The following is a 25,394-nucleotide window of genomic DNA, read 5'->3' as shown; positions in this document are numbered from 1 at the left end:
TGGAGTTATGTCAATTAAGCATAAAATCTTTATTCAGGTTTAGGTGGTGCAAAGTGAGTACAAAACGCGATTATTATGAAGTCTTAGGCGTTGACAAAAATGCTACAGAAGCAGAAATAAAAAAAGCCTATAAAAAAATGGCTCGAAAATATCACCCTGACCTCAATCGTGATAATCCTAAAGAAGCCGAAGAAAAATTCAAAGAAGTAAATGAAGCTTATGAAGTTTTATCCAATCCACAGAAAAAAGCTCAATATGACCAATTTGGCCATGCAGCATTTGATGGTACTGGTGGAGCTGGCGGTGGCTTTGGCGGTTTCGGCGGTTTTGGTCAAGGTGGCTTTGGTGGAGAAGGTTTCGGCGATATCTTTGACATGTTCTTTGGCAATGGTGGTGGCGGCTCTGCTCGTCGTCGTGGCCCTGAACGTGGCTCTGATTTACGCTACAACTTATCCTTATCATTTGAAGAAGCTGCATTTGGAAAAACTGTAGAACTCAATATTCCTCGTACAGAAAAATGTTCTACATGTAATGGAACAGGTGCAGCTGCTGGTACCCATCCAGAAACTTGCCCAGATTGTCACGGTTCAGGTCAAGTACAATTCACTCAAAATACACCATTTGGTCGTATGGTAAATCAACGTACTTGCTCTCGTTGCGGTGGTACTGGTCAAATTATCAAAACACCTTGTAAAGATTGTAATGGTAAAGGTGTTAAATCTGTTCGCTCTAAAGTTGAAGTTAAAATTCCTGCTGGCGTAGATACAGGAAATCGTATCCGTGTAGCTGGTGAAGGTGAAGCAGGTGTTCGTGGTGGTTCTACAGGTGATTTATATGTATATATCACAGTAAAGGATCATAAATTCTTTAAACGTGAAGGTACTGAAATTATCTGCGAAGTACCTATCACTTTCGTACAAGCATCCTTAGGCGACACAATTGAAGTACCAACACTTGATGGTAAAGTAGAAATGAAGATACCTGCTGGTATTCAATCTGGTACAATAATGCGTTTAAAAGGAAAGGGTATTCCATTCCTTCGTGGTTCTGGTCGAGGAGATCAACATGTTCGCATTAAAGTTTTAACTCCACAAAAACTCACAGATAAACAAAAAGAACTCCTTCGTGAATTTGCTGGTATCAAAAACGACAAAGCAAATCCAGAACAAGAAAGTTTCTTTAAAACTTTAAAAAATCTATTTAAATAAATAAAAAAATGACTCCTAATAGTTTTTCTACTAGGAGTCATTTTTTATTTATTCCTGTCTATAAATTCTAAAGCCATTTCTGCATTTGAACGTGCCAAACTACGCAATTTAGCCATTCGCTTTAAGTTTTGACTGCGATATATTTCTTTATTATTCCATTTAGCATTGATTTCTTGCATCAATGCTTCTACTGTTATATTCTCTAAATCTCCTACTACTTCTTCATCAATAGATTTTAAAAACCTATCAATTTTAGGATCGTACGATATACCGATCATAGGCGTTCCCATCACACCTGCAAAAATCAATGCATGTAGACGAATACCGATCATTAAATCCATATTTCCTACCAATGACATTAATTCTCTTGTTGTAAAATCTTCTTTCAAGATACATGCCGGCTGTTTCATTTTAGCTACAATTTTCTTTGCAGCTTTTACATCTTCTGGATATTGCATCGGCATAAAGACTATCTGAGCATTTAAATTTGTAATAGCTTCATCAGCGACTTTTGCTAAGACTTCTTTATAATGTTGCCAATCACGCCATTCACGTACGGATATACCAATTATCGGCTTAGTTACAGATACATGAGCTTTTTTAAAAATCTCTCGACCAGATTTTTTATCTACTGCATTTATCGCTAATACTGGATCTGCTGTAGCTTTTATCGGTGGCTTCACAATTTTAAGCATATCCAACTCTTTTAATGAGTCTTTATCTCGAACTGTAATCAAAGCACTGTGATTGCCAAACCATCTCATCAATCGCCTAGCGAATTTACCATAAATAGGACCAATGCCTTGAGCATATAACATTATTGGCGTATGAACCACTTTTGCCAAAAATAATACACCCATATAATAATATAAACTGCGACCACTAGTCACATTTTGCAACAAACTTCCGCCACCACTTATGAGTAAATCCGCTTTTTTTAATACTTTTAAAATATCTACTACATTTAACCAATTAACTGCATCAACACTATGGCGTTTTTTTGTATATTCTGGGTCTGATGAAATAACTGTAATATGAAGTTTTGGATTAAGCTCTGAGAATACTTCTAACATTGCAGATAGCATAGCTTCATCGCCTGCATTTTTAGAACCATAATACCCAGAAATTACAATATTATTCATTCAAAGACTTACTCCTATCTGTAGAAGATGCAATATATTGCCATAAATACAATGCACCCATGACAACGCAGCCTATGATAGCACCCCATAAAGCACCATCAAAACCTCTCATTAATGACATAAATACCGGTGTACGCATATGAGCAAATGTTTCTACCATAGAACCTTGCCCAATAGTAGCTACAATAGATAAAATAAAGAATATAGCTGCTGGCCATTTACGATACCATGCCATGATCATTAATATAAATGCTGGATGACCAATGAAAATTTCTTTTGAACGAGGTCTTGCATAAAAAGCCTGTTCTAGAAAAGCTCTCAATTTTAGTTCAATACCAGGAACAGGAACACCAGCTGTATGACCAGAACGACCAATGAAAATAACAGCTACAATCATCGCTACTAAAAAGCCAACTAATGCTTTTACAGAAACAGTCATATTCAATATACGCTTAGCCTGTTCTTTAAATGCCGGTGGAGTCAACAAATGATCACCAAATATATCAAAACGTTGCATAAATGCTATCGCTACTAAGATTATTGGCAATACAAATGTCAATTTTATTCCACGGAAAATGCTCATTTCTAAGAAAAATTCTACATCTGATAAAATGCCCGACAAGAACATTGCCCCCATCATGGAAACAATACTTGCACAAATAATAGCTTTCACTGCTTTTAATAATAATGGCCCAAATTTTAACTTGCCAATTAAACGATTTTTGCGAATCACATCTAATTGACTTATCATACCAATAGCAGGAAAAATATTTGCTGCAGCTAAAGCAGCCATCAAACGAACTGTAGAACCTTTTCCTAATAAAATAGGAACGGCAGTTACTACAAAACAAACAGCTAATAAAATATATTGTTTTTTATCAGATAACTTAGGATATACTAAAGAAATATATAATACGCCTGCACTACAAATACCTAAAAGCATTATCGCTTGTAATATTCTGTTGCCAAAAAATGGTTCAAAATGACTAGCTGGTCCAATTGTAAAACCTTTAGATTCAAGTTTTGCCTTTGTATCTGAAATATACTTCATATTCGTAGCTAATAAGGACATATCACCTTCAGGTTTTTCATAAATACGCATTAAGTCTATACGAATGTTGCGTTCTTCGTCAGTATTAGCCCAACGTTCCACAGCTACATCCATTTTTAATTTTGGCTGTTCATCTTTTGGTATAGCATATAATCTAGCAACTTTATAATCTAATCCTCTAGCAATATCATATAATCCATCTTGAGGGTAAAATTGCAATTGTGTAACATGTTCAATCATACCAAGAGTGATATCTCTTTCTTTCATCAACTCAATAGTACGTGCAGTATGATGTAATCCACCTAAAGTTTCAGAACCAGAAAATACTATTTCTGATATATTAAAATCTTTTAAACGATCAAAAACAGCATTGATATCATCATCTGTTACATTTTTGTAATTACTAGGTCTAGCCAACACATAAAAACCTGCATCATTAACAGCTTTCATCTCATCAGTTGGCATTCCTAAATTCATCTTTAATAAATCACTATAATTAGCTTTTACAGCCAATATTTCTTGATTGCCTAAATCTAGAACATTTACTCTCTCTTTGCCTAAACGTCTAAATAAATCTTCTTTTACTTCTTCATATGTTTGCTTATCATGCCCTACGACATATACTTCATCAGCTTTTATAATACCTTGCTGAACTAAAGTACGCCATGCTGGATCACTTAAAGTTCCCCCATGATAATTTTCCAATACAGAACTACCTGCAATAGCCATAGCCTTGCCATTTTTATTCAACTTTTCAAAAGTAGTTTCATACACAGCTAACGAAGAAATACCTGCTTGTTTTGCTTGGGATAATACTTCTTCTACAGGCACTCCTTCTAATTGAGCCAACTTAATCATATCTTCATAATCAATGGCTAAATCCACTGTCATATTAGCTTTTTCCACGCTATTGCGTTGAATATTTACAACAATAGCAGCTATTAGGCCAATTATTATACAAACAATTAACAAACGATTATATTTAAACTTTGCCAATCTCTATTCCACCTTACTTATTACTTATTGACACCTGCTTCAATAAGTATTTGACCATTTTGCTGTTCTACTCTAGTAAATTTTGCACCCTCTAATGGCAATTTATCTGCAGAAACTAAGAAAACATCTTTGGTAAGACTTATGCCAATTTTACCAAACAATCTATTTTCTGTATTAGCATCTGTAATGCGGAAAAGTAAATTTTTACCCTCTACAACAACAATGCCTTTTACATTAATAGTCGCTTCTTGTCCTAAGAAAGAAACTTTACCTGTAGCTTCAACATTATCTGGTGTAATCTTTACCGTTATATCAGAAATTTTATCTACTTCTTTTGCCAATAGTTGGGCTAAGTTATTTTCATCAATCAAGCCTGTTATCGTTAAATTATCAGCTGAATTTATTACTAATCTACGAGCTAATAATAAATCTTGCACGCTAATTTCTATGTTTTCGCCCTTTAAAGATAACTCATTTAAATTTACTTTATCTAATTTTATATTTGTGGCCTCAATATCTATTTTATCTACTTGACCAAATAACAACATAAAACTAGGTGATGTATCTATATCAGCACGAACAGTATCAGTTTGTAAACTTCTTTCTATTCGTCCAGATATTTGATTACTTATATATGTTGGTAATATATAAGTTGCACCTGCCAATGCTATTACTACTACAAGGATTAAACCCATTAATAATTTTCGCAAATTAAAAATACCTCGTATTATTAAATTATATGATTAGCCTTTGCATGCAAATAAGATTCAATAAACTTATTAATATCCCCATCCATTACGCCTTGCGTATCACTTGTTTCAGTATTTGTTCTATGGTCTTTTACCAAATTGTATGGATGGAATACATAGGAACGAATCTGGCTTCCCCATTCAATTTTTTGCTGATCGCCTTCAAGTGCTGCCAGTTCTTTTTCTTTCTTTTCCATTTCAAGTTCAAAAAGTCTAGCACGAAGTAAACGCAAACATTGTTCACGGTTTTGTAACTGTGAACGTTCACTTTGACATTGTGCTACAACACCTGTTGGGATATGTGTCATACGTACAGCAGAATCTGTTTTATTGATATGCTGACCACCTGCACCACTCGCACGATAAGTATCTACACGTACATCAGCCATATTGATATCTACTTCTACATCATCATCAATTTCCGGCATAACATCACAAGCAGAAAAAGAAGTATGTCTGCGGGAGTTAGCATCAAATGGAGAAATTCTAACTAAGCGATGAACACCTTTTTCAGATTTCAAATAACCATAAGCATTATGACCTTTAATCATCAAAGTAACAGATTTTACTCCAGCTTCATCACCTGGCAATAAATCTACTGTTTCCACGCTAAAGCCATTGCGTTCTGCCCAACGACCATACATACGGAGTAACATCTGTGTCCAATCTTGTGCTTCTGTACCGCCAGCACCTGCATGAAGTGTTAAAATCGCATTATTAGCATCATATTTACCAGATAATAATAATTCTAATTCCAACTGTTCCATGGCTTCATTGATTTCTTTTATCTCTGCTTCTACATCATCGCAAACAGTTTCATCTTTATCTTCCATGCCCATTTCCCATAAAATTTGCATTTCTTCAAATTTATGGAGAATGTTTTTGTATTTGTCTACACCTGCTTTGACACCGTTTAATTCTTGAGTGATCTTTTGGGCTTGATCAGGATCATCCCAAAAAGTAGGTTCACCCATTTTATATTCTAGCTCAGCAATTTTTTCTTCTTTGCGAGCGATGTCAAAGTGAATCCCCCATTTCAGTGAGCTTTTTTTCTATCGCTACAATCGTAGTGTGTAAATCTTCTAGCATCATTTCACTTCCTTTTTTATCTTTTATTTCATTATAGAATAAATAAATTTAGGGAAAAGCCCTATTATTAAAAATAGAACTTTTCCTCATCTTATCATTATATATTAATTATTTATTTTTTCCACAACAGTTTTTATATTTTTTACCGCTACCACAAGGACAAGGATCATTTCTACCTACATTTATACTTTTCGCCTGTGGAGATTTAGAAACACTTTCTCCATGATTTACAGTTGCATTTTTTAAGCGGTCTTCTGGTTGAGGTTGTTCGCGAACAACGTTTACACGATACATTAATTTAGCAATATCTTCTTGAATTTCATCGATCATTGCCTGGAACATATCATGACCTTCAATTTTATATTCAACTAATGGATTTCTTTGACCATATGCACGCAAGCTAATACCTTCACGAAGCATATCCATATGATCTAGATGTTCCATCCATTTATTATCTACAACTTTGAGCATGATGATGCGTTCCAAATCACGCATTACTTCACTGCCAAATAATTTTTCACGATTATCGTAATTATCTTTAGCTATTTTATATAAAGTTTCTTTTAATTCATCACGGCTCATAGCTTCTAATTGTTCTTTAACCAAAGTTCCTTTTGGTGCATAAATATCTTCTGCTTCTTTGATTAAACCATCTAAAGTCCATTCTTCTGGATAAAGTTTTTCATTAGCATATTTATCCATTTGAGCATCAATTATGCGTTTAACCATTTCCATGATATTTTCATAAAGATTTTCACCAAGTAAAATCTTACGACGTTGATCATAAATAACTTCACGCTGTTGATTCATAACATCATCATATTCAATGACATGTTTACGAATATCAAAGTTACGTGCTTCAACTTTTTTCTGTGCCTGTTCAATAGAACGAGTAACTAATTTATGTTCAATTGGATCATCTTCACCCATACCAAGTTTTTCCATGATATTAGCGATATTATCAGAACCAAATAGACGCATTAAATCATCTTCTAAAGATAAGAAGAAGCGAGAAGCCCCTGGATCACCTTGACGACCCGAACGACCGCGTAACTGATTATCAATGCGACGTGATTCATGACGTTCTGTACCAATTACATAAAGACCGCCAACTTCTGCTACGCCTTCACCTAAGCTGATATCTGTACCACGACCAGCCATATTAGTGGCAATAGTTACAGCACCTTTTTGACCTGCATCTTTAATGATTTCAGCTTCCATTTCATGATATTTAGCATTCAATACTTTATGGTCTATACCTTGACGTTTTAACATAGCACTTATTTCTTCTGATTGTACTATGGATGTTGTACCTACTAATACTGGCTGTCCTTTAGCATGACATTCTTTTATAGTATTAATTACCGCTTTCATTTTCGCCTTTTTGGTTTTATAAATAACATCAGGATAATCAATACGTTGAATAGGTTTATTTGTAGGCACTACAATTACAGGTAATTTATAAATCTTCAAGAATTCATTTTCCTCTGTTTTAGCTGTACCAGTCATACCTGCTAATTTTTCATACATACGGAAATAATTCTGGAAAGTAATTGTTGCTAAAGTTTGAGACTCACGCTGAATTTTTACTCCTTCTTTAGCTTCAATAGCTTGGTGTAAACCTTCAGAATAACGTCTACCAAACATCAAACGACCTGTAAATTCATCGACAATGACGATTTCACCATCACGAACAACATAATCGCGATCGCGTTTCATCATTGCTTTTGCACGAAGAGCTTGCGTAAAGCAGTGAGACATTTCAATATTTGCACTATCGTATAAGTTTTTAATATTTAACGCTTTTTCTACTTTTGCTACAGCTGATTCGTTAGGAGAAACTGTTTTTTCTTTTTCATTTAAAACATAGTCTTCTCCTTCTTTTAAATTTGCTACAGCTTTTGCCATGATAGCATACATATCAGTGGATTTTGCACCAGGACCAGAAATAATAAGTGGTGTTCTAGCTTCATCGATTAAAATACTATCTACTTCATCGATGATAGCATAATTTAATTCACGTTGTACCATCTGCTCTTTAGATACAACCATATTATCTCTTAAATAGTCAAAACCAAATTCATTATTTGTACCGAAAGTAATATCACAATTATAAGCAAATTTACGTGAAGGAAAATCCATATCATGAGTGATTAAACCAACTGTCAATCCTAAAGAACGATATAATCTACCCATCCATTCACTATCACGTTTTGCCAAATAATCATTAACTGTAATCATATGCACACCTTTACCAGTTAAAGCATTTAAATATACAGCTAATGTAGCTACTAATGTTTTACCTTCACCTGTACGCATTTCAGCGATTTTACCTTCATGTAGGCAAATACCACCGATCATCTGTACATCAAAATGACGCATACCAAGTACACGTCTAGAAGCTTCACGAACAGTTGCAAAAGCTTCTGGTAAAATACTATCTAAAGATTCACCATTTGCTATACGGTCTTTAAAATCACTTGTTTTTCCATATAATGAGCCATCGCTCAGCTGTTTCATTTGTGGTTCTAAGGCATTTATTTTTTCCACAATACCACGCATACGGCGAATTTCACTTTCATTATTATCGCCTAAAAATCTTTTAATAAAGCCGAACAAAAATCTCAACCCCTAACAAAAATCATAATTTGATGTAGTATAACTAAAACATCTAAAACTAATTTTATTGTAAAAATTTCAGCTAATTTATTATCTATAAATTAAATATTATAGATGTAAAAATTATATACAAATAAAACTACATCAAATTTTATCAAACAATGCTTAATAAGTCAAAGATAGTCATTATTTTATTTAATTTATCTGTTTATTTTATACAAAGTTATACAAAAAAATCGAGCTAATTATTTTAGCCCGATTTTTTTAGTTTTCAATATTCACTTAAAACTTATTATACACCAGATTCAATCAAACCATATTTACCATCTTTACGTTTGTAAACAACATTAACCTCTTCAGTTTTATCATCACGATATACGAAGAAATCATGATTTAACAAATTCATCTGCATGATAGCTTCTTGAACATCCATAGGTTTTACTACAAAACGTTTTGTTTTAATAACAACAGCATCTTCTTCTGCAGGTTTTGCAGGTGGAGTCATCATTTCAGTTCTAATACTACCTTCACGGAAACGTTTTTCTAATTTTGTTTTATATTTACGAATTTGACGTTCAATTTTTTCGATAACTAAATCAATAGATGTATACATATCCATTGTTGCTTCCTGTCCACGTAATAAAATTCCTTGAACAGGTACAGTAACTTCTACAATATGACGATCTTTTGATACTGTAAGAAGGACGGTAATTTCTCCAACATTATCGAAGTATTTTGTTACTTTTCCTACTTTCTTTTCTACATAATCGCGAAGTGCTGGAGTGACTTCAATGTTTTTGCCTCTAATAGTGAATGTTGCCATATGCATTCATCCCCTTTTCTGTATCTTTGATTATATATATTCTACAACTAGTATTTTTATTCCTTCTATTTTTTATAAAAATTTTAAAAAAATTTTACAAATAATAAATTTCACTATTTATTTTACTTTTAGCCGAAAATAAACACTATAAATTATTATTTTCAAATCATCAAAAAAGCTTTATAATATCGTATAGAATAGGAGAGATAAAAATATGTTAGATACTGATTTATGTTGGTGTGGCAGTAATAAAGCTTATAAAGATTGCCATAAACAATTTGATGAACATTTAAATTCTATTAAACTAAAAGCTTTTAGAGGACAAAAAAGACCTCCTCGCAGTGTTATAAAAAATGAAAAAGATATTGAAGGTATTCGCAAAAGCGGCATCATAAATAATGGTGCTCTTGATTTAATAGCTTCCCAAATTTGTGCTGGTATGGATACAGAAACTATTAATTTATTAGCACATAATTATATCGTTGAACATGGCGGTATACCTGCATGTCTAAATTATGAAGGTTATCCAAAAAGCATTTGTGTATCTATTAATGATGTCGTTTGTCATGGTATTCCTAGTCGTGACACAGTTTTAAAAGACGGTGATATCGTTAACGTAGATGTAACTACTATTCTCGATGGATATTATGCTGATGCTTCTCGTATGTTTATGATTGGCAATGTTTCTAACGAAGCCAAGAAATTAGTTGAAATTACTAAAGAATGTATGGAAATAGGTATCAATGCCATTAAACCATGGGGATTTGTTGGTGATATTGGAGCTGTCATCGAACATTATGCACATAAACATGGCTATTCTGTTGTTGAAGATTTAGGCGGTCATGGTGTTGGGAAAAAATTCCATGAAGAACCATTCGTAGCTCATTTCGGCAAAAAAAATACAGGTATGCTTCTCGTCCCTGGCATGGTTTTAACTGTTGAGCCAATGATTAATATGGGTGCTCGCCACGTTGTCTTAGACCCTGTTGACGAATGGACTATTTATACAAAAGATGGTTCCTTATCTGCTCAATGGGAAAAAACTGTATTAATCACTGAAACTGGTACAGAAATTCTCGCTTATTAATATTTAAATCATTAAATTAAAAATGCTTCCTGCCAAAATACAGGAAGCATTTTGTAATATTACCTTGTCTTTAATTATTTTTATAAAAATATAAAGGGGTTTTGCAATGGCCAATAAACCAATTATTAGCATGGAAAAAGTATTTAAGAAATACGAAAATAATGCTCTAGCTTTAAACAATATAAATGTAAATATTCACAAAGGCGAATTTGTTTTCATCGTTGGGCCAAGTGGTGCGGGAAAATCCACATTTATGCGAATGCTTCTCCATGAAACACTTCCCACTTCTGGCACAGTTATCATCAACGGGTATAATATCACTAAGATGAAACGACAAGATATTCCATATTTACGTCGTAGCCTGGGTATCGTTTTCCAAGACTATCGTCTCTTACCGGATAAAACAGTATATGAAAATATCGCATTTGCCATGAGAGTTATTGAAGCTCCACGTCGTTTAATTCAACATAGTGTAAATAGCGTTTTGAACGTAGTGGGATTGAGTGATAAATATAATTGTTTTCCACATCAATTATCAGGTGGAGAACAACAACGTGTAGCCATCGCTCGTGCTATCGTCAATCGACCAGCTATCGTTATTGCCGATGAACCTACAGGAAACTTAGATCCTGAAACTACCTGGGGTATCATGGAAATATTTTATCGCATCAACAAAGCTGGTACTACAATCGTCATGGCCACTCATAATAAAGAAATTGTAGATACTATGCAACGCCGTGTATTGACTATTGAAAATGGCCAAATCATCCGAGATGTCGCTCAAGGAGGATACAGTGATGAAAATTAGTACTAGTGAATATTTTATCAAAGAAGTATATACCTCTTTAAAACGCAATCACTGGATGACTTTAGCTTCTATCTTTACAGTTGTATTATCTTTATTTATCTTAGGCTTTTTCTCTATTGTCATTTTAAATTTAAATAAAATGGCAGATACGCTCGAATCTCAAGTACAAATAAGCGTTTATCTAAAAGATGATTTATCCCAAGATGAGATTGATGACACAAAAAATAAATTAAACAGCATTGAAGGTATTCAAAATATAAAATTTATCACTAGAGATGAAGCTATGAAAAATTTCAAAGAACGTTTAGGAGATCAAAAATTTTTACTAGACGCTCTAGATGATACAAATCCTCTACCAAATTCATTTTCGATAACTGTCACTTCACCAGAGCAAGTAAAAACCATAGCGGATACAGCTTCTGCTCTTGACAGTGTAGAGTCTGCTTCTTATAGTCAAGATATCATCAACCATCTATTTAATTTAACGCATCTGATTCGTTTAATCGGTGTAGCTTTAATAATTTTATTAACAGGTGCCGCTATTTTTATCATCTCAAATACAATACGCCTCACTGTATTTGCCCGCAGAAAAGAAATTGCTATTATGAAATACGTTGGTGCTACTGATTGGTTTATTCGTTGGCCATTTCTTTTGGAAGGTATTTTTCTAGGTTTTATAGGAGGCAGCTTAGCTACCATCTTTTTATATATCATTTATGAGCAGATAACACAGGAAATCTATGACGCCATGGCGTTTTTCCCATTAATTCCTCAACACCCTTTCATTGATTACATTGGTCTTGCTGTTTTAATTGCTGGCATTATCATTGGTGCTTTAGGTAGTACTATTTCACTTAAGAAATTTCTAAAAGTCTAAGGAGCATATTTTAATGAAAAATTTTCTTATTTTGTCTTTATTATTATGCTTTTTTATCACTAACACACCGATTGCACTTGCTGAAAGTCTTTCGGAAAAGCAAGAACGCATTGAACAACAAGCCAAAAATGAAAAAAATAAAATTCAAGAAGCTAATGACAAATTAAATGAAGTTTCTGAGAAAATGCGTACATTACAAACGGAATTAGATGAAGCCAATACTGCTTATAATGAAATAAAAACCAAATTAGATACCGCCAATGAACAGATTGCTCAAAAAGAACAACAATTAACTGATACAGAACAATCATTAAAGAAAAACCAACAATATCTACAAAAACGCGTTCGTGATATTTATATTCACGGACAAATTTCCTATTTAGATATTTTATTTGGTGCAAAAGACTTTTCAGATTTTCTAACTAGAATGGATATAATCAAACGCATCTTGCGTTATGACTACGATTTAATCACTCAAATCCATCAAGAACGCGATACTATCATCAAAACAAAAGCCGAATTAGAAAAAGAAAAATCTGCTACAGAAAAATTATATTATGAAGCAAAAACCAAAAAATATGCTCTGGACAATAAAAAATCTGCTTTAAATAGAATGATGGATAGAATTAAATACGATAAAGAAACATCAGAAAAAGCTTATCAAGAATTAGTCAATGCCTCTAAACAAATCTCTATGATGATTCAAAACCGCGGAGCATCTGCCTATGTAGGCACAGGGCAAATGATCTGGCCATTAAATGGGCCAGTCACTTCTGAATTTGGCTGGCGAACTCATCCAATTTATGGTAATGCTCGCTATCACAGCGGTATTGATATTGGTGGAGACTATGGCATGAATATCTACGCTGCTGACTCTGGCACTGTAACATATTCTGGTTGGATAAGTGGTTATGGTAATACGATTATCATTGATCATGGAAATGGTATTTCTACTCTTTATGGACATAATCAATCTCTTGTTGCTAGCGTTGGACAAAATATTTCCCAAGGTGATATCATAGCTCATTGCGGTTCTACAGGGAACTCCACAGGGCCTCATTGTCATTTTGAAGTTCGTATCAATGGTGAGCCAACTAGTCCATATAATTATTTATAATATAAGTGGTGATATTTTATGAACAAAATTTTAAAAACTATAATTGCCGTATTACTCATAGCAATTATCTCTTCACTTTCTACTCTAGGGCTCATTTACTATGCCCTCGGTTTTAATGAAAAAGGATTTACTAATTTAATGCGTTTCATTACAGCTTATCGCTTTATCGAAACAAAATATGTCAATGACACTGATGATGTCAATCTTATTGATGGAGCAATTGATGGTATGGTAAAATCATTGAACGATCCTCATTCTAATTATCTATCACCTAAAATGTATAAAACCTTAATGGAACAAACAGAAGGTTCTTTCGCTGGCATCGGTGTTGTCATGGGTATGGATAATGAACAAAAAATTCATATAGTAGGTATTATGGAAGATTCTCCTGGACAAAAAGCAGGGCTTCAAGAAGGTGACGAAATCTTGGCTGTTGATGGTGTATCTGTAAAAGAAATGGCCTTTGATGAAGTCGCAGCTCATGTTCGTGGCGAAGTTGGTACAAATGTAGTCTTAACCATTATGCGAAATAATACTAATCAAGATATCACAATAACTCGTGATAATATAAAATTAAAAACCGTCGGACATAAAATGCTAGATAACAATATTGGCTATATTCAAATAGTATCTTTTTCTGAAGATACAGCCAATGAATTTAATGATGCTTATAATGATTTAAAAAATCAAGGTATGAAAGCACTTGTATTAGATTTACGCAATAATCCAGGTGGACTTTTGACAACTTGTGTTGAAATTGCTCAAAAACTCGTACCTAAAGGAGAAATCGTTTCTATTGTCGATAAACAAGGAAATAAAGAAACATATACTTCATCTTTAGAAGCTCCTGAATATCCTCTTGTTGTATTGATCAATAAAAACAGTGCTAGTGCTTCTGAAATTTTATCTGGTGCTATTCAAGATACAAAAGCAGGTACAATAATCGGCAATACATCTTATGGCAAAGGCTCTGTCCAAACAATATTGCCAATGTTTGAAGATGATGCTGTAAAATTAACTATTGCTAAGTACTATACACCAAGTGGACGTTCTATTGATGGTATAGGTATTACACCTGATATTGAAATAAATTTAGATGAAAATGCTACTACAGATACTCAATTAAATAAAGCTATCGAAATTTTATCCTCACAATTAAATAATGCTCAATAATAATTAATAAATTTAGACTATCACTAAAAAATATTATTAGTGATAGTCTTTTATTTTTTCTAAATTTATAAAAGGATTTTAAAAATTTTCAGAGAATATATTAAATATAGATTTTTTTAGATTTTACACCCAGGAGGGATTTTAATATGACAGAATTTAATAGTACACAATTAAGAAATTTAGCATTAGTAGGACATGGAAAATCTGGTAAAACATCAATAGCCGAAAACTGCCTTTTCAAATGTGGTGCTACTAATCGCGTAGGCAAAACAGATGATGGCACTTCGATACTTGATTATGAACCAGAAGAAGTAAAACGCAAAATGACTATTGATTCTAGTCTAGCTTCTTGTGAATGGCAAGGTTATAAAATTAATTTTATAGATACTCCAGGGTATCCTGATTTTACAGGAGAAGTAAAATCTGCACTTACTGCTTGTGAATCAGCAATCGTTGTAGTTTCTGCTACATCTGGTATCGAAGTTGAAACAGATAGAGCATGGAAATATACTGAAGAATTATCTTTACCACGTGCAATTTTCATCAATAAAATGGACCGTGAACATGCTGATTTTTATAAAGTAGTTGAAGAATTACGTGCTCATTTTGGCAAAGGCGTCGTTCCTATTCAAATTCCTATTGGTAGCGAAGCAAGCTTCCAAGGTGTAGCTGACCTTATAACTATGAACACAAAAGTCTTAATCAAAAATAAAGATTTAATCTATGAAATTCCTGAATATATGAAAGATGAAGTAGATAATGCTCGTCATATGCTCATGGAAACTTGTGCTGAATTCAATGACGAATTATTAGAAAAATATCTCGAAGGTGAAGAAATTACTGAAACAGAAGTAGCTGCTGCTCTCATTGAAGGTATCGTAAATGCTAGAATTTTCCCTGTACTTTGCGGTAGTGCTACTAAAGGTATCGGTTTTAGACAATTAATGAATAGTATCATTGAATATATGCCAACTCCTTATTTCCGTGCTTCCATGGGTATCAATCCCAAAAATAACGAACTCATCGAACGCCGTACTGAAGATGCTTTCTCTGGATATGTATTTAAAACAGTTGTTGACCAATTCATCGGCAGAGTTAGTTACTTAAAGATTTTATCTGGTACATTAACTGAAAATAGTTCTATATACAATAGTGTCAGTGAAAAAACAGAACGTATTAGTACTTTATATAGTGCATGCGGTAAAAATCAACACGCTCAAAAAATCGCTCATGCTGGCGATATCGTAATCATCACTAAACTTCAATCAACCAAAACAGGTGATACTTTATGTAATGAAGAAGAACCTATCAAATATGAACCTGTCACTCATCCAGATTCTATGTTCACAATGGCAATCAAAGCAGATAAAAAAGCCGATGAAGATAAAATAGGCAATGCTTTAACACGTCTAGTCGATGAAGATCCTACTTTAACAATCTATAAAAATACAGAAACTGGCGATTTAACTATCAGTGGTGTAGGTGAATTGCATCTTGATGTAGCTATTGAAAAACTCTTAAATAAATTTGGTGTTACTGCTAAACTTTATAAACCTGCTATTGCTTATCGTGAAACAATCCGTGGTACTAGCAAAGTTGAAGGAAAACATAAAAAACAAAGTGGCGGACATGGTCAATATGGCGATGTTTGGTTAGAATTTAGCCCAGGAGAATTAGGTAGTGGTGTTACATTCACCGAAACAATCGTAGGCGGTGCTGTTCCTCGTCAATATATTCCTGCTGTAGAAAAAGGTGTTCGTGAAACACTTCAAACTGGTATTTTAGCTGGTTATCCAATGGTTGATATCAAAGTAAATCTTTTCGATGGTTCTTATCATACTGTTGACTCTTCAGAAATGGCTTTTAAAACAGCAGCGGCTCTTGCTATAAAAAAAGGTATTCCTGAAGCAAAACCTGTACTTTTAGAACCATATTACACTTTAAAAATCACTATTCCTGAATATTATATGGGTGATGTAATCAGTGGTATCAATACAAAACGTGGTCGTATCATCAATACTGAAAGCCCATCTCATGATGTCACTATTATTGAGGCTCAAGTCCCACAAGCTGAATTATATAAATATGCAACAGATTTACGCTCAGCAACTCAAGGTCGTGGAAGTTATACTATGGAATTCTCTCATTATGAAGAAGTCCCTGCTAAAATCAGTGAACAAATAATTGCTGAAAGTAAAAAATAAATTGTCAATCTTGTAATTTTATCTATGAGATAGTCTAATGGTTTCATTAGGCTATCTCATAGTTTTCAGAAAATATATAAAAAATTTAAATTTAAAAATTATACTTGACAATCAAATGTAAAAGTAGCATAATATAATACATAAGATATAGTTCAGGTATAGGGATAGCATTTTTCCCTTTTTTATTTTGTTATTTAAAGAAAACGTTTACCAAAAATGGAGGTATAAAAAAATGTCCAATATTATTGAATTTTTAAAATCTCAAGAAGCTAAAGAAAAACTCATGAGTCTTTACAACCTTGATGAACAGGCTGTAGACACACAAGTTAAACGTTATCAAAAATTAGCTGATACTTTTTCTAAAGTTTATCCAGTTGATAATGCTTCTTTCTTTAGTTCCTCTGGTCGTATCGAAATCATTGGTAACCATACTGACCACCAGCTCGGTCGTATCGTAGCTGCTAGTATTGATATGGATACAATTGCTATCGTTACTCCTAATGCTGATGGCAAAATTCATGTAAAAAGCTTGGAATACGATGAATTTACTATTGATGTTAATGATTTAGCTGTTAAAGAAGATGATTCTCGTACTGTTAAATTGATCAAAGGTATTCTCGAACGTTTTGTACAAAATGGCAGAAAAATTGGCGGTTTCACTACATTCATGACAACTACTGTATTGAGTGCTGCTGGTGTTAGCTCCTCCGCTTCTTTTGAAATGCTTATTTGTGCTATTTTAAATGATCTTTATAATAATAATGAAATTTCTACATTAGAATGTGCCAAAGCAGGTCAATGGGCTGAAAATAACAAATGGGATAAAAAATCTGGACTCTTAGACCAATTAGCATGTGCTACTGGTGGTATGATTACAATTGATTTTGCTAACTATGAACATCCTGAAGTTGTAAAATTAGATAGTAAAGTTATTCAAGATAAATATGACTTTTTCATCACTCCTACAGGTGAAGATCATTCCGCTCTCGATGGCGAATATACAGCTATCACTGTAGAAATGAAAGCTATATCCCAGTTCTTTGGTAAAGAATACTTAAAAGATGTTAGCATGGATGATATCATGGCAAATCTTCCTGCTCTTCGCGAAAAAGCTGGCGACCGTGCTGTACTTCGTGCAATTCACTTCATTACAGAAACAGAACGTGTTCGTAAATTAGCTGCTGAAGTAAAAGAACATGATTATAGCCATTTTGAAAAAGCTATCACTGATTCTGGTCTTTCTTCTTGGAGATTTTTACAAAACTGTGCAACACCAGATCCTAAACATCAAGGCATCGCACTTTTCCTTGCTATGAATGAAATTTATTTCCAAACTCATAAAGGTGTATGCCGTGTTCACGGTGGCGGTTTTGCTGGTTCCATTCTTTCCGTTATTCCAAAAGAAGAATCTCCTGCATTTAGAGCATTCCTCAAAGATGTTCTCAAAAATGAATATTATGAAATTCATATGCGTGATGCAGGTAGTGTTAAAGTTTTCTAATTTAGCTCTCTCTAATTCTCTTAATATACAATCTCCAAAAAGCAGGCAACGAGTTATGTTGCCTGCTTTTTATTTTATATTCAATAGGCAAACTCTTGCTTTTTTGATAAAATAAAGTACAACTATTTTACCAATTATATTCTTATATTTAATATAAAAGAGGGTTACTATTTATCATGCAAAAAGAAAATAATACATTAAATGCTAAAGACAAAGATGAGTTAAAAGCAGCTTTAGAAGCTATATTATTCATATCTGGCGAAGCCGTCTCTCATTTTAGATTAGCTAATACTTTAAATATTACAAGTGACGAATTAGACGAACTCATTATATCTTTACAAGAAGATTTACAAGCTAAACATCGTGGATTAGCATTAGTTAAAATTGCTGGTGGCTATCGATTATGTACAAAAATAAAAATAGCTCCTTATCTTGAAAAATTCACTCAAGTTGTGGATAAAAAGCTCTCTCAACCTATAATGGAAACACTATCCATTATTGCTTTTAAACAACCTGTTACTAAACAAGAAATCGAAGAAATTCGCGGTGTAAATACAGATAAAATCTTACGTCGTTTACTTGAAAGAGATTTAATTCAAGAAGTTGGCCGTAAAAAGGTCATCGGCAGACCTATATTATATGGTACTACTTCTACATTTTTACAATGTTTCGGCTTAAATGATATAAAAGATTTGCCAGAATTGCCAAATATGAGTTATGAAGAACGAGAAAAACTCTATCAAGAAGCAAATTTATTTTCTAATGAAGATTTAAAAACTGATTAAAACAATTAAGGTATTTTATCATGGGACAAAAATTATTCACCAGTGGCGAATTTGCTAAATTTTGCAATACAACAAAAGATACATTATTTCACTATGATGATATTAATTTATTAAAACCTGCCAAAATAGCTACTAATGGCTACAGATATTATTCAGCCAATCAAGCATTTTTATTTGATATGATTTCACTTTTAAAAGAAGTAGGTCTTAGCTTAGAAGAAATCAAAATATATATGGATAATCGCGATGCTAAAACTTTTTTATCCATGTTAAAAGAAAAGGATAAAAAAATCCATCAAGAAATAGAACGGTTAAAAAGATTGCGTAGCTTATTAAAAAATACAATGAATATCACACTTGATTCTTTCAATGTAGAAATTGATAAAATTACATTCACGCATAAAGAAGAAGAATATTTTATTGTAACACAAGGGCCTAAAACCCCTGATGATAAAGATGTTTTTTCAGCTATTTCTCAACATGTCAATTATTGTAATAAGCATAATTTTTACTATACTTTTTCCTTAGGTGAAATCATTTCTGCTGAACATATTCAAGACAAAACTTTTCGAACTACGTATTTTTGCACGAAAATAAATCGCAAAGTAAACAATAAACAATTATTGATAAAACCTGCTGGATTATATGCCATAAAATATATTCGTGGTTCTTATAATGATTTAATCAAAGCTTATGCTCAATTCGTAGAAGAACTACATAATATGAATTACAATGTCATAGGTGCTTTATATGAAGAAGATATGCTCAATTATCTTTCTGAAACAGATTTCAACTATTATTTAATGAGAATAGAAGCTCGCATTCTTTAACAAAAAGATTTAGATATTTTTATTTATTATATTGAATCAAATATGTATATCCTATTACATCTAAAATTTTTACAAATGTAAAAATCCTTATTATTTTGATTTTATATTAAATATATTTAAATATACTATAAATATCGTTACAATTAAATAAATGTATTTATCTATTACCCAAATTATCCCAAAACATATTAATTCAGCTTTTACTTTATTTTAAATTTTTCTGCAAAAAAATAAAATAAACGATATAATACTATACAAGATTAAATATAGTGAGGTTAGTGTATTGAAAATAAAAATATTGACAAATATGGCAATGCTTGTAGCTTTGTCTTTGATTTTAGTAATGTTGATTAATTTTCCCATTTTACCAGCAGTTCCTTTTATGAAATATGATCCTGCTGATATTCCTATTCTCATTGGTAGTTTTCTCTTTGGCCCCATTGGTGGAATAATCCTAACAGCAATCGTTTCTATATTGCAAGGATTATTTATCAGTGGAGATGGTGGCCCTATTGGCATTATCATGCACTTTTTAGCTACAGGAACATTTGCTCTTATTGCAGGATTTATCTACCAACGCACGAGAACAAAACGTGCTGCTATTGTCGGTTTAGTCTGTGGAGCTTTAAGTATGACTTTAATCATGGTCATCTGTAATTTATTATTGACTCCAATATTTTTAGGTGCACCTATGGAAAAAGTCATTGAACTTCTTTTGCCTGCCATTATTCCATTCAATTTGATTAAAGCTACAATTAATGCAATAATAACTTATTTTATCTATAAACCTATATCAAATTTTGTACATCGTAATATCTAAAAGGAGCTTTTATTTTGACTGTAATTACCACTATTCGCAAAGTAACTATTGATTTAGAAAATAAAGCTAAACAAATTGCTAAAGATTTATCCATTCCTTATGTAACAAGAAATAATCTCGGTATTGATAAAATAAAAAAACAGGAAAATACTGATATTGTAATCATTGTAAAAAAAGATAAATTAGTTCTAGATTTACTTACAGGAGAGATGTTTTTTCATCCCAATATGGCTCAAGTTCGCATGAAACGCTTACGCTGTGGTGATACCGATAATATGCTTGAAGCTATGGGAGGACGAGAATTTTTACAAAATAAAACCATCTTAGATTGCACTTTAGGTTTTGCCTCTGATGCAATTATCAGCTCTTATGGCGTAGGCCCTAAAGGCAAAGTCATCGGTCTTGAAGTAAATCCTTTAATCGCTCTTATCGTCAAAGATGGACTAAAAACTTATCTACCTACTAATTATGATTTAAAATCTGCTATGGATAATATCACTGTTATCAATCAAGATTATTTAAGTTTTCTTAAGGAACAAGCAGATAATAGTTTTGATGTCATTTATTTTGACCCTATGTTTCGCCATGCACTTACAGATAGTAAAAGTCTAAATCCACTACGTCAATTAGCAGATATGAGGGCAGTTAGCCACGAAGCACTAAATGAAGCAAAACGCGTTGCTAAATATCGCATAATTTTCAAAGAAAATAGTCGCAGTCTTGAATTTTCTCGTCTTGGTTTTACTAAAATTTGTGGCGGAAAATATGCACCCATTCATTATGGCGTAATTGATTTAGTATAATATCCATCAAAAAAACCTAGGATTATACAGATTTATATTCTATATATCCTAGGTTTTTCTTATTCTTTAAACAAATTTAGTTGTTTGATTTCTTTAAAATGACGTTGACGATATTTTCTCTCTGACAAAGCCTTACTCAATCGTTTACTATCATAAATACTAATATATTTCTGAGCAAAAATATTTGGTAATGCTACCCCTACAGCTATAGCTAAAATAATCAAAGTCGCATTTACTCCACTTTGAAAAGCTTGTAAAAATGTACTTACATCTAAAGTATCAATATCAATTATATTAAATAATAGACGATACATTAAAATACCGGGCATAAGCGGAATTACTGAAGGAATCGTAAGCACATGACTAGGAACATGAAACCAATGCACAGCTTTTAAAGCAATCATACTCACCGTCATTGCCCCTAATAATGTTCCAATTGGCAAACCTACCCCTAAAAAATCCATAGCCAAAGTTCGTATACATACTGAAATAACTCCACCTAGACCTACAACCCATAATAAACGCGGCGGAACATTAAACATTGTAGAAAAACCTGATGCTGCTATAAAAGCTGATATTACATAGACAATATAAGCCTGATGATTGACTGCTGCCAAATGAGTAAAATCTTCCACACTAAATAATTTTATGGCAAATATTATACCAAAAGTCATACTACCTACCATAAGCAAAGTATTCATAGCCCTAGTTATACCAGCTGTAATATAACAATCAAGCATATCTTCAAGAGCATTTACCATGGGTACTCCAGGAACAATAAATATTGCACAAGCCAGCATAGTATACCAAGATGTATCCGAAAATGGCAAAAAATGTGTAAAATATGCTATAACCGTGGCTGTAAATGAAGATATTACGATTGCCATATATGCATTTATACCAACTTTTAAACATTGACTGCGTATAAAAAACCCCACAAAAGCTGCCAATGCTGTATATAATGATGCTACTATATCACAACCAAACATTTTACCTACACCACCACAAGCTAATGCTGCTCCAAGATTAATGATAAAAGTCGCGTATTTACTCTTTTTACTTTCTACACGTCTTAATTCTTCCTCAAATTGTTCAATAGTATAATCTCTTTCAATCGCTTCCCATGTCATTTTACTAACTTCTAAAATTACATTCATATCAACATTATGCTGATAACATTTTTGTAACTTAGTCATATGGTAATTACCTATACTCACGCTGACCATTAAAGTTGTATACGTAACATGTATCTGCAACTGATCACCAAAAATCCCCGCATAAGCTGCTGTACGTTGCATTGTTCGCACAATTCTGCTCGTATCTGCTGAATTTTCCATCATTAAACGACCTACATGTAATATCAAATGAACTTTTCTTGTCAATTCTAAATAATTTTCATCTATATTATATGGTATGCTTTTAGAAATTGGTACGTTCTTCATCAGTATAAATACCCTTCTTAATCATAAAATAAATATCCTATTTTATTATAATATTATTTAATCTAAGATAATAGTATATAAAATTATTTTTTATTAACAACTTTCAAATAGCTCAAAGTAAAATTTATTGATTATAAATTCATACTTAAAATAGAAAAAGACTATATTTATTACAATTTATCTAATATAGCCTTTTATCCAACATATTAAATTTTTATATTAAAGTTTATTTTGATTTAGCCTTTACTAAAAACATCAATTTATCTTCTTTTAACTTATTGATATAATTGCGAAAAAAGATATTAGGAATTGCTACACCAACAGCTATTGCCAGTAATATCAAAGTTGTATTAACGCCATTATTTAAAACATGATGATAATTCATATTATCCACATTTTCTAAATTAATGATGCTAAATAATAAACGATACATAAAAACTCCTGGAATTAATGGAATTACTGAAGGAATAGTCAATACATGGCTAGGAGCATGTACTATATGCACTGCTTTTAACGATAATAAACTGACTATAACAGCACCTACAAGTGAAGCAGTTGCCTGTGAACAATCATATTCTAACATTAAAAAGTTGCGTACTCCCACTGAAATTATCGCCCCACAGGCTACTACAATTAATAATCTAGGTGGCATATTAAAAATAGTTGCAAAACCAATTGCTGCCACAGCTGCAGCAATAGCACAAATAAAAAATGAATTTGAAGAAAGACTCAAACTAGTGAAATCTTGTACCTGACATAATTTTATAGCAAAAGCTATACCAAAAGTCATACTGCCAATCATAAGTAAAGTATTCATCGCTCTTGTCATTCCAGCAGTAATAAAATTATCCACTAAATCATCAATCGCATTGATTAAAGGAATTCCTGGAACAATAAATAAACTACATGCAATGAGCGGATGCCATGGCGTATTAGTTGGCATAAAATGTATAAAGTATGCACAAATAGTAGCTACAAAAGCAGAAATAGTTATTGATGCATATGGATTGAATTTCAATAAATTACATTTCAATCGTGTCCAATATCCTATCATTGCACAAATAGATGTATATATAAACGCCCATAGATCACCACCAAATAATAAACTAAAACCACCACAAGCTAGTCCTGCACTAATCATTACTAGTGGTTTTTTATAGTATCTTTTACGTAAACAAATAAATCTCAATTCTTTTTCAAACTCATATAAAGAATAATCTTGCTCAATAGCTCTCCATGATAATTTACTAACTCCGGATATAGCTGTCATATCAACTCCATGCCTATAACATTTCTGAAAATTAGTAATCGATTTATCTCCCGTATTAATATTTATCATAATAGTAGTAAATGTGATATGTATTTGTAATCTTCGTTCTGGAATTTTCATAAATACGCCCACGCGTTTCATATTACGCACGATACGATTTGTATCAGCCCCACTTTCCATCAATACCTTGCCCACACGTAAGATCAATTGTATTTTTCGTTCAAGTTCACTATCATCTTTCAAATTTTTTAAATTATTATGCTCCAAATAATCTTTCATATGTTTTAACCTCTATATCTTTATCTTTTTATTTTCTATTACCTAATAGCATAAATCATTTTATAACCATAGAAATTTCAACGATTAAACTTTTAACTTTTTCTTAATTTATTTACATTATCATACAAATAAAAATTAAATTCAAATACTGCTTTGTTATTCAATCTATAACTTAATTGCATTATTTATTTCAAAATCTATCTATTGACTATAGTTTTACACCATAGTTTATACTAAAATTAGGAAATATTTTATTTCTAGTTTATGAAAGGATTTGTTATTATGTTTACGAAAAAATATTGCTGGTTAATGTTATTACTAGCAATTATTTTGGAGATAACAGGCACAGCTTTAATGAAACTTTTTGCCATAAAAGGTGGTATGGAAGGTTATATCTTAATGCTTTTATTTATATTTTGTTCCTATTTTGCATTAAGTAAAGCCATTGTAAAAATTCCTATCAGTACTGCTTATGCTATTTGGGAAGGTATAGGCTTAATCGGCACAGCTTCTGTCGCTTATTTTATTTTTAATGAAGACTTATCTTTATTAAAAGTTTTAGCTTTTATGGTAATCTTAAGTGGTTTAATCATGATAAAAAAAGGAACTTATACTGTTTCAAATAAATAATGGGGTTGAATATTATGTCAGACGGTACGATTGGTACTTTATTGATTATTGGTTCTGTATTTTTTGATTATTGTGAGCCACACACTTGTGG

At 32.4% G+C, this 25,394-nt stretch carries 21 protein-coding genes; 13 read left to right on the top strand and 8 right to left on the bottom strand.

Annotated elements, in window-relative coordinates; genetic code table 11:
- Positions 1-53: 53 nt before the first annotated feature.
- Positions 54-1,208 carry a molecular chaperone DnaJ gene (gene dnaJ / locus Q5I67_RS09665; protein WP_296899430.1) on the top strand — a complete coding sequence of 385 codons (1,155 nt, stop codon included), beginning with the start codon at positions 54-56 and terminating at the stop codon, positions 1,206-1,208.
- A 44-nt stretch (positions 1,209-1,252) separates the two neighbouring features.
- On the opposite strand, the gene csaB is transcribed toward dnaJ, so the two are convergent.
- The 6 genes from csaB to raiA all read right to left on the bottom strand — a co-directional run bounded on the left by csaB (position 1,253) and on the right by raiA (position 9,677).
- The gene (gene csaB / locus Q5I67_RS09660; protein ID WP_302487188.1) at positions 1,253-2,350 is read right to left on the bottom strand and encodes a polysaccharide pyruvyl transferase CsaB; all 1,098 of its coding nucleotides are present in this window, start codon (positions 2,348-2,350) and stop codon (positions 1,253-1,255) included.
- Positions 2,343-4,397: a DUF5693 family protein gene (locus Q5I67_RS09655; RefSeq protein WP_302487187.1), complete on the bottom strand. Its 2,055-nt coding sequence runs from the start codon at positions 4,395-4,397 to the stop codon at positions 2,343-2,345. The genes csaB and Q5I67_RS09655 overlap by 8 nt, the downstream gene beginning before the upstream one ends.
- 20 nt (positions 4,398-4,417) lie before the next feature.
- On the bottom strand, positions 4,418-5,107 hold the full coding sequence (locus tag Q5I67_RS09650) for a DUF2993 domain-containing protein (RefSeq protein WP_296896713.1): 690 nt from the start codon (positions 5,105-5,107) through the stop codon (positions 4,418-4,420).
- Positions 5,108-5,127: 20 nt separating this feature from the next.
- A protein-coding gene (gene prfB / locus Q5I67_RS09645; protein ID WP_296896711.1) for a peptide chain release factor 2 occupies positions 5,128-6,235 on the bottom strand; the annotation gives its coding sequence in 2 pieces (ribosomal slippage) (positions 5,128-6,165 and positions 6,167-6,235; 1,107 coding nt in all).
- A gap of 108 nt (positions 6,236-6,343) precedes the next feature.
- Positions 6,344-8,854, bottom strand: coding sequence for a preprotein translocase subunit SecA (gene secA / locus Q5I67_RS09640; protein WP_302487186.1), 2,511 nt, complete (start codon positions 8,852-8,854; stop codon positions 6,344-6,346).
- A 292-nt stretch (positions 8,855-9,146) separates the two neighbouring features.
- On the bottom strand, positions 9,147-9,677 hold the full coding sequence (gene raiA, locus Q5I67_RS09635; RefSeq protein WP_302487185.1) for a ribosome hibernation-promoting factor, HPF/YfiA family: 531 nt from the start codon (positions 9,675-9,677) through the stop codon (positions 9,147-9,149).
- 214 nt (positions 9,678-9,891) lie between these two features.
- Between raiA and Q5I67_RS09630 the strand changes: the two genes are divergently transcribed.
- The 11 genes from Q5I67_RS09630 (at position 9,892) to Q5I67_RS09580 (ending at position 21,682) form a co-directional block, all read left to right on the top strand.
- Positions 9,892-10,764 carry a methionyl aminopeptidase gene (locus Q5I67_RS09630; RefSeq protein ID WP_302487184.1) on the top strand — a complete coding sequence of 291 codons (873 nt, stop codon included), beginning with the start codon at positions 9,892-9,894 and terminating at the stop codon, positions 10,762-10,764.
- A gap of 121 nt (positions 10,765-10,885) precedes the next feature.
- Positions 10,886-11,572 (top strand): cell division ATP-binding protein FtsE, encoded by a 687-nt coding sequence (ftsE, locus tag Q5I67_RS09625; protein WP_302487193.1) that lies wholly within the window; start codon positions 10,886-10,888, stop codon positions 11,570-11,572.
- Positions 11,562-12,449, top strand: a complete 888-nt coding sequence (gene ftsX, locus Q5I67_RS09620) for a permease-like cell division protein FtsX (RefSeq protein ID WP_296896048.1) — start codon at positions 11,562-11,564, stop codon at positions 12,447-12,449. Before ftsE ends, ftsX begins: the two co-directional genes overlap by 11 nt.
- A gap of 13 nt (positions 12,450-12,462) precedes the next feature.
- Complete coding sequence (locus Q5I67_RS09615; protein WP_302487183.1) at positions 12,463-13,566, top strand: murein hydrolase activator EnvC; 1,104 nt, start codon at positions 12,463-12,465, stop codon at positions 13,564-13,566.
- Between the two features lie 18 nt (positions 13,567-13,584).
- The gene (locus tag Q5I67_RS09610; protein ID WP_302487182.1) at positions 13,585-14,739 is read left to right on the top strand and encodes a S41 family peptidase; all 1,155 of its coding nucleotides are present in this window, start codon (positions 13,585-13,587) and stop codon (positions 14,737-14,739) included.
- A 146-nt stretch (positions 14,740-14,885) separates the two neighbouring features.
- Entirely contained in the window at positions 14,886-16,943 is a 2,058-nt protein-coding gene (gene fusA, locus Q5I67_RS09605; protein ID WP_302487181.1) for an elongation factor G, read from the top strand.
- Between the two features lie 232 nt (positions 16,944-17,175).
- Positions 17,176-18,444, top strand: a complete 1,269-nt coding sequence (locus tag Q5I67_RS09600; protein WP_302487180.1) for a galactokinase family protein — start codon at positions 17,176-17,178, stop codon at positions 18,442-18,444.
- Positions 18,445-18,620: 176 nt separating this feature from the next.
- Positions 18,621-19,229, top strand: coding sequence for an SMC-Scp complex subunit ScpB (scpB, locus tag Q5I67_RS09595; protein WP_302487179.1), 609 nt, complete (start codon positions 18,621-18,623; stop codon positions 19,227-19,229).
- Between the two features lie 20 nt (positions 19,230-19,249).
- Positions 19,250-20,059 (top strand): MerR family transcriptional regulator, encoded by an 810-nt coding sequence (locus Q5I67_RS09590; protein WP_302487178.1) that lies wholly within the window; start codon positions 19,250-19,252, stop codon positions 20,057-20,059.
- Positions 20,060-20,342: 283 nt separating this feature from the next.
- Positions 20,343-20,879 carry an ECF transporter S component gene (locus tag Q5I67_RS09585; protein WP_302487177.1) on the top strand — a complete coding sequence of 179 codons (537 nt, stop codon included), beginning with the start codon at positions 20,343-20,345 and terminating at the stop codon, positions 20,877-20,879.
- Between the two features lie 14 nt (positions 20,880-20,893).
- Positions 20,894-21,682 carry a class I SAM-dependent methyltransferase gene (locus Q5I67_RS09580; protein WP_302487176.1) on the top strand — a complete coding sequence of 263 codons (789 nt, stop codon included), beginning with the start codon at positions 20,894-20,896 and terminating at the stop codon, positions 21,680-21,682.
- Between the two features lie 59 nt (positions 21,683-21,741).
- Here the strand turns inward: Q5I67_RS09580 and Q5I67_RS09575 are convergent, their stop codons facing one another.
- Positions 21,742-23,124, bottom strand: coding sequence for a threonine/serine exporter ThrE family protein (locus Q5I67_RS09575; protein WP_302487175.1), 1,383 nt, complete (start codon positions 23,122-23,124; stop codon positions 21,742-21,744).
- A gap of 226 nt (positions 23,125-23,350) precedes the next feature.
- Entirely contained in the window at positions 23,351-24,673 is a 1,323-nt protein-coding gene (locus Q5I67_RS09570; protein ID WP_302487174.1) for a threonine/serine exporter ThrE family protein, read from the bottom strand.
- Between the two features lie 282 nt (positions 24,674-24,955).
- Here Q5I67_RS09570 and Q5I67_RS09565 point away from each other — a divergent pair, with 282 nt between their 5' ends.
- Positions 24,956-25,303 (top strand): multidrug efflux SMR transporter, encoded by a 348-nt coding sequence (locus Q5I67_RS09565; RefSeq protein WP_296922231.1) that lies wholly within the window; start codon positions 24,956-24,958, stop codon positions 25,301-25,303.
- Positions 25,304-25,394: the final 91 nt, after the last annotated feature.

Origin of the sequence: uncultured Megamonas sp. (genome assembly GCF_958438645.1) — a bacterium.
In the GTDB taxonomy this organism is placed as follows: Bacteria; Bacillota; Negativicutes; order Selenomonadales; family Selenomonadaceae; genus Megamonas.
The sequence above is the reverse complement of the archived record's forward strand: the minus strand, read 5'-3'. Positions and strand labels throughout refer to the sequence as shown.

Bases quoted from the DNA above. Each gene is read 5' to 3' on its own strand.
- Q5I67_RS09600 (WP_302487180.1), top strand. From the start codon at position 17,176: ATGTCCAATATTATTGAATTTTTAAAATCTCAAGAAGCTAAAGAAAAA.
- raiA (WP_302487185.1), bottom strand. From the start codon at position 9,677: ATGGCAACATTCACTATTAGAGGCAAAAACATTGAAGTCACTCCAGCA.
- Q5I67_RS09565 (WP_296922231.1), top strand. From the start codon at position 24,956: ATGTTTACGAAAAAATATTGCTGGTTAATGTTATTACTAGCAATTATT.
- Q5I67_RS09630 (WP_302487184.1), top strand. From the start codon at position 9,892: ATGTTAGATACTGATTTATGTTGGTGTGGCAGTAATAAAGCTTATAAA.
- Q5I67_RS09575 (WP_302487175.1), bottom strand. From the start codon at position 23,124: ATGAAGAACGTACCAATTTCTAAAAGCATACCATATAATATAGATGAA.
- scpB (WP_302487179.1), top strand. From the start codon at position 18,621: ATGCAAAAAGAAAATAATACATTAAATGCTAAAGACAAAGATGAGTTA.
- Q5I67_RS09615 (WP_302487183.1), top strand. From the start codon at position 12,463: ATGAAAAATTTTCTTATTTTGTCTTTATTATTATGCTTTTTTATCACT.
- Q5I67_RS09590 (WP_302487178.1), top strand. From the start codon at position 19,250: ATGGGACAAAAATTATTCACCAGTGGCGAATTTGCTAAATTTTGCAAT.
- fusA (WP_302487181.1), top strand. From the start codon at position 14,886: ATGACAGAATTTAATAGTACACAATTAAGAAATTTAGCATTAGTAGGA.
- ftsX (WP_296896048.1), top strand. From the start codon at position 11,562: ATGAAAATTAGTACTAGTGAATATTTTATCAAAGAAGTATATACCTCT.
- Q5I67_RS09570 (WP_302487174.1), bottom strand. From the start codon at position 24,673: ATGAAAGATTATTTGGAGCATAATAATTTAAAAAATTTGAAAGATGAT.
- csaB (WP_302487188.1), bottom strand. From the start codon at position 2,350: ATGAATAATATTGTAATTTCTGGGTATTATGGTTCTAAAAATGCAGGC.
- Q5I67_RS09610 (WP_302487182.1), top strand. From the start codon at position 13,585: ATGAACAAAATTTTAAAAACTATAATTGCCGTATTACTCATAGCAATT.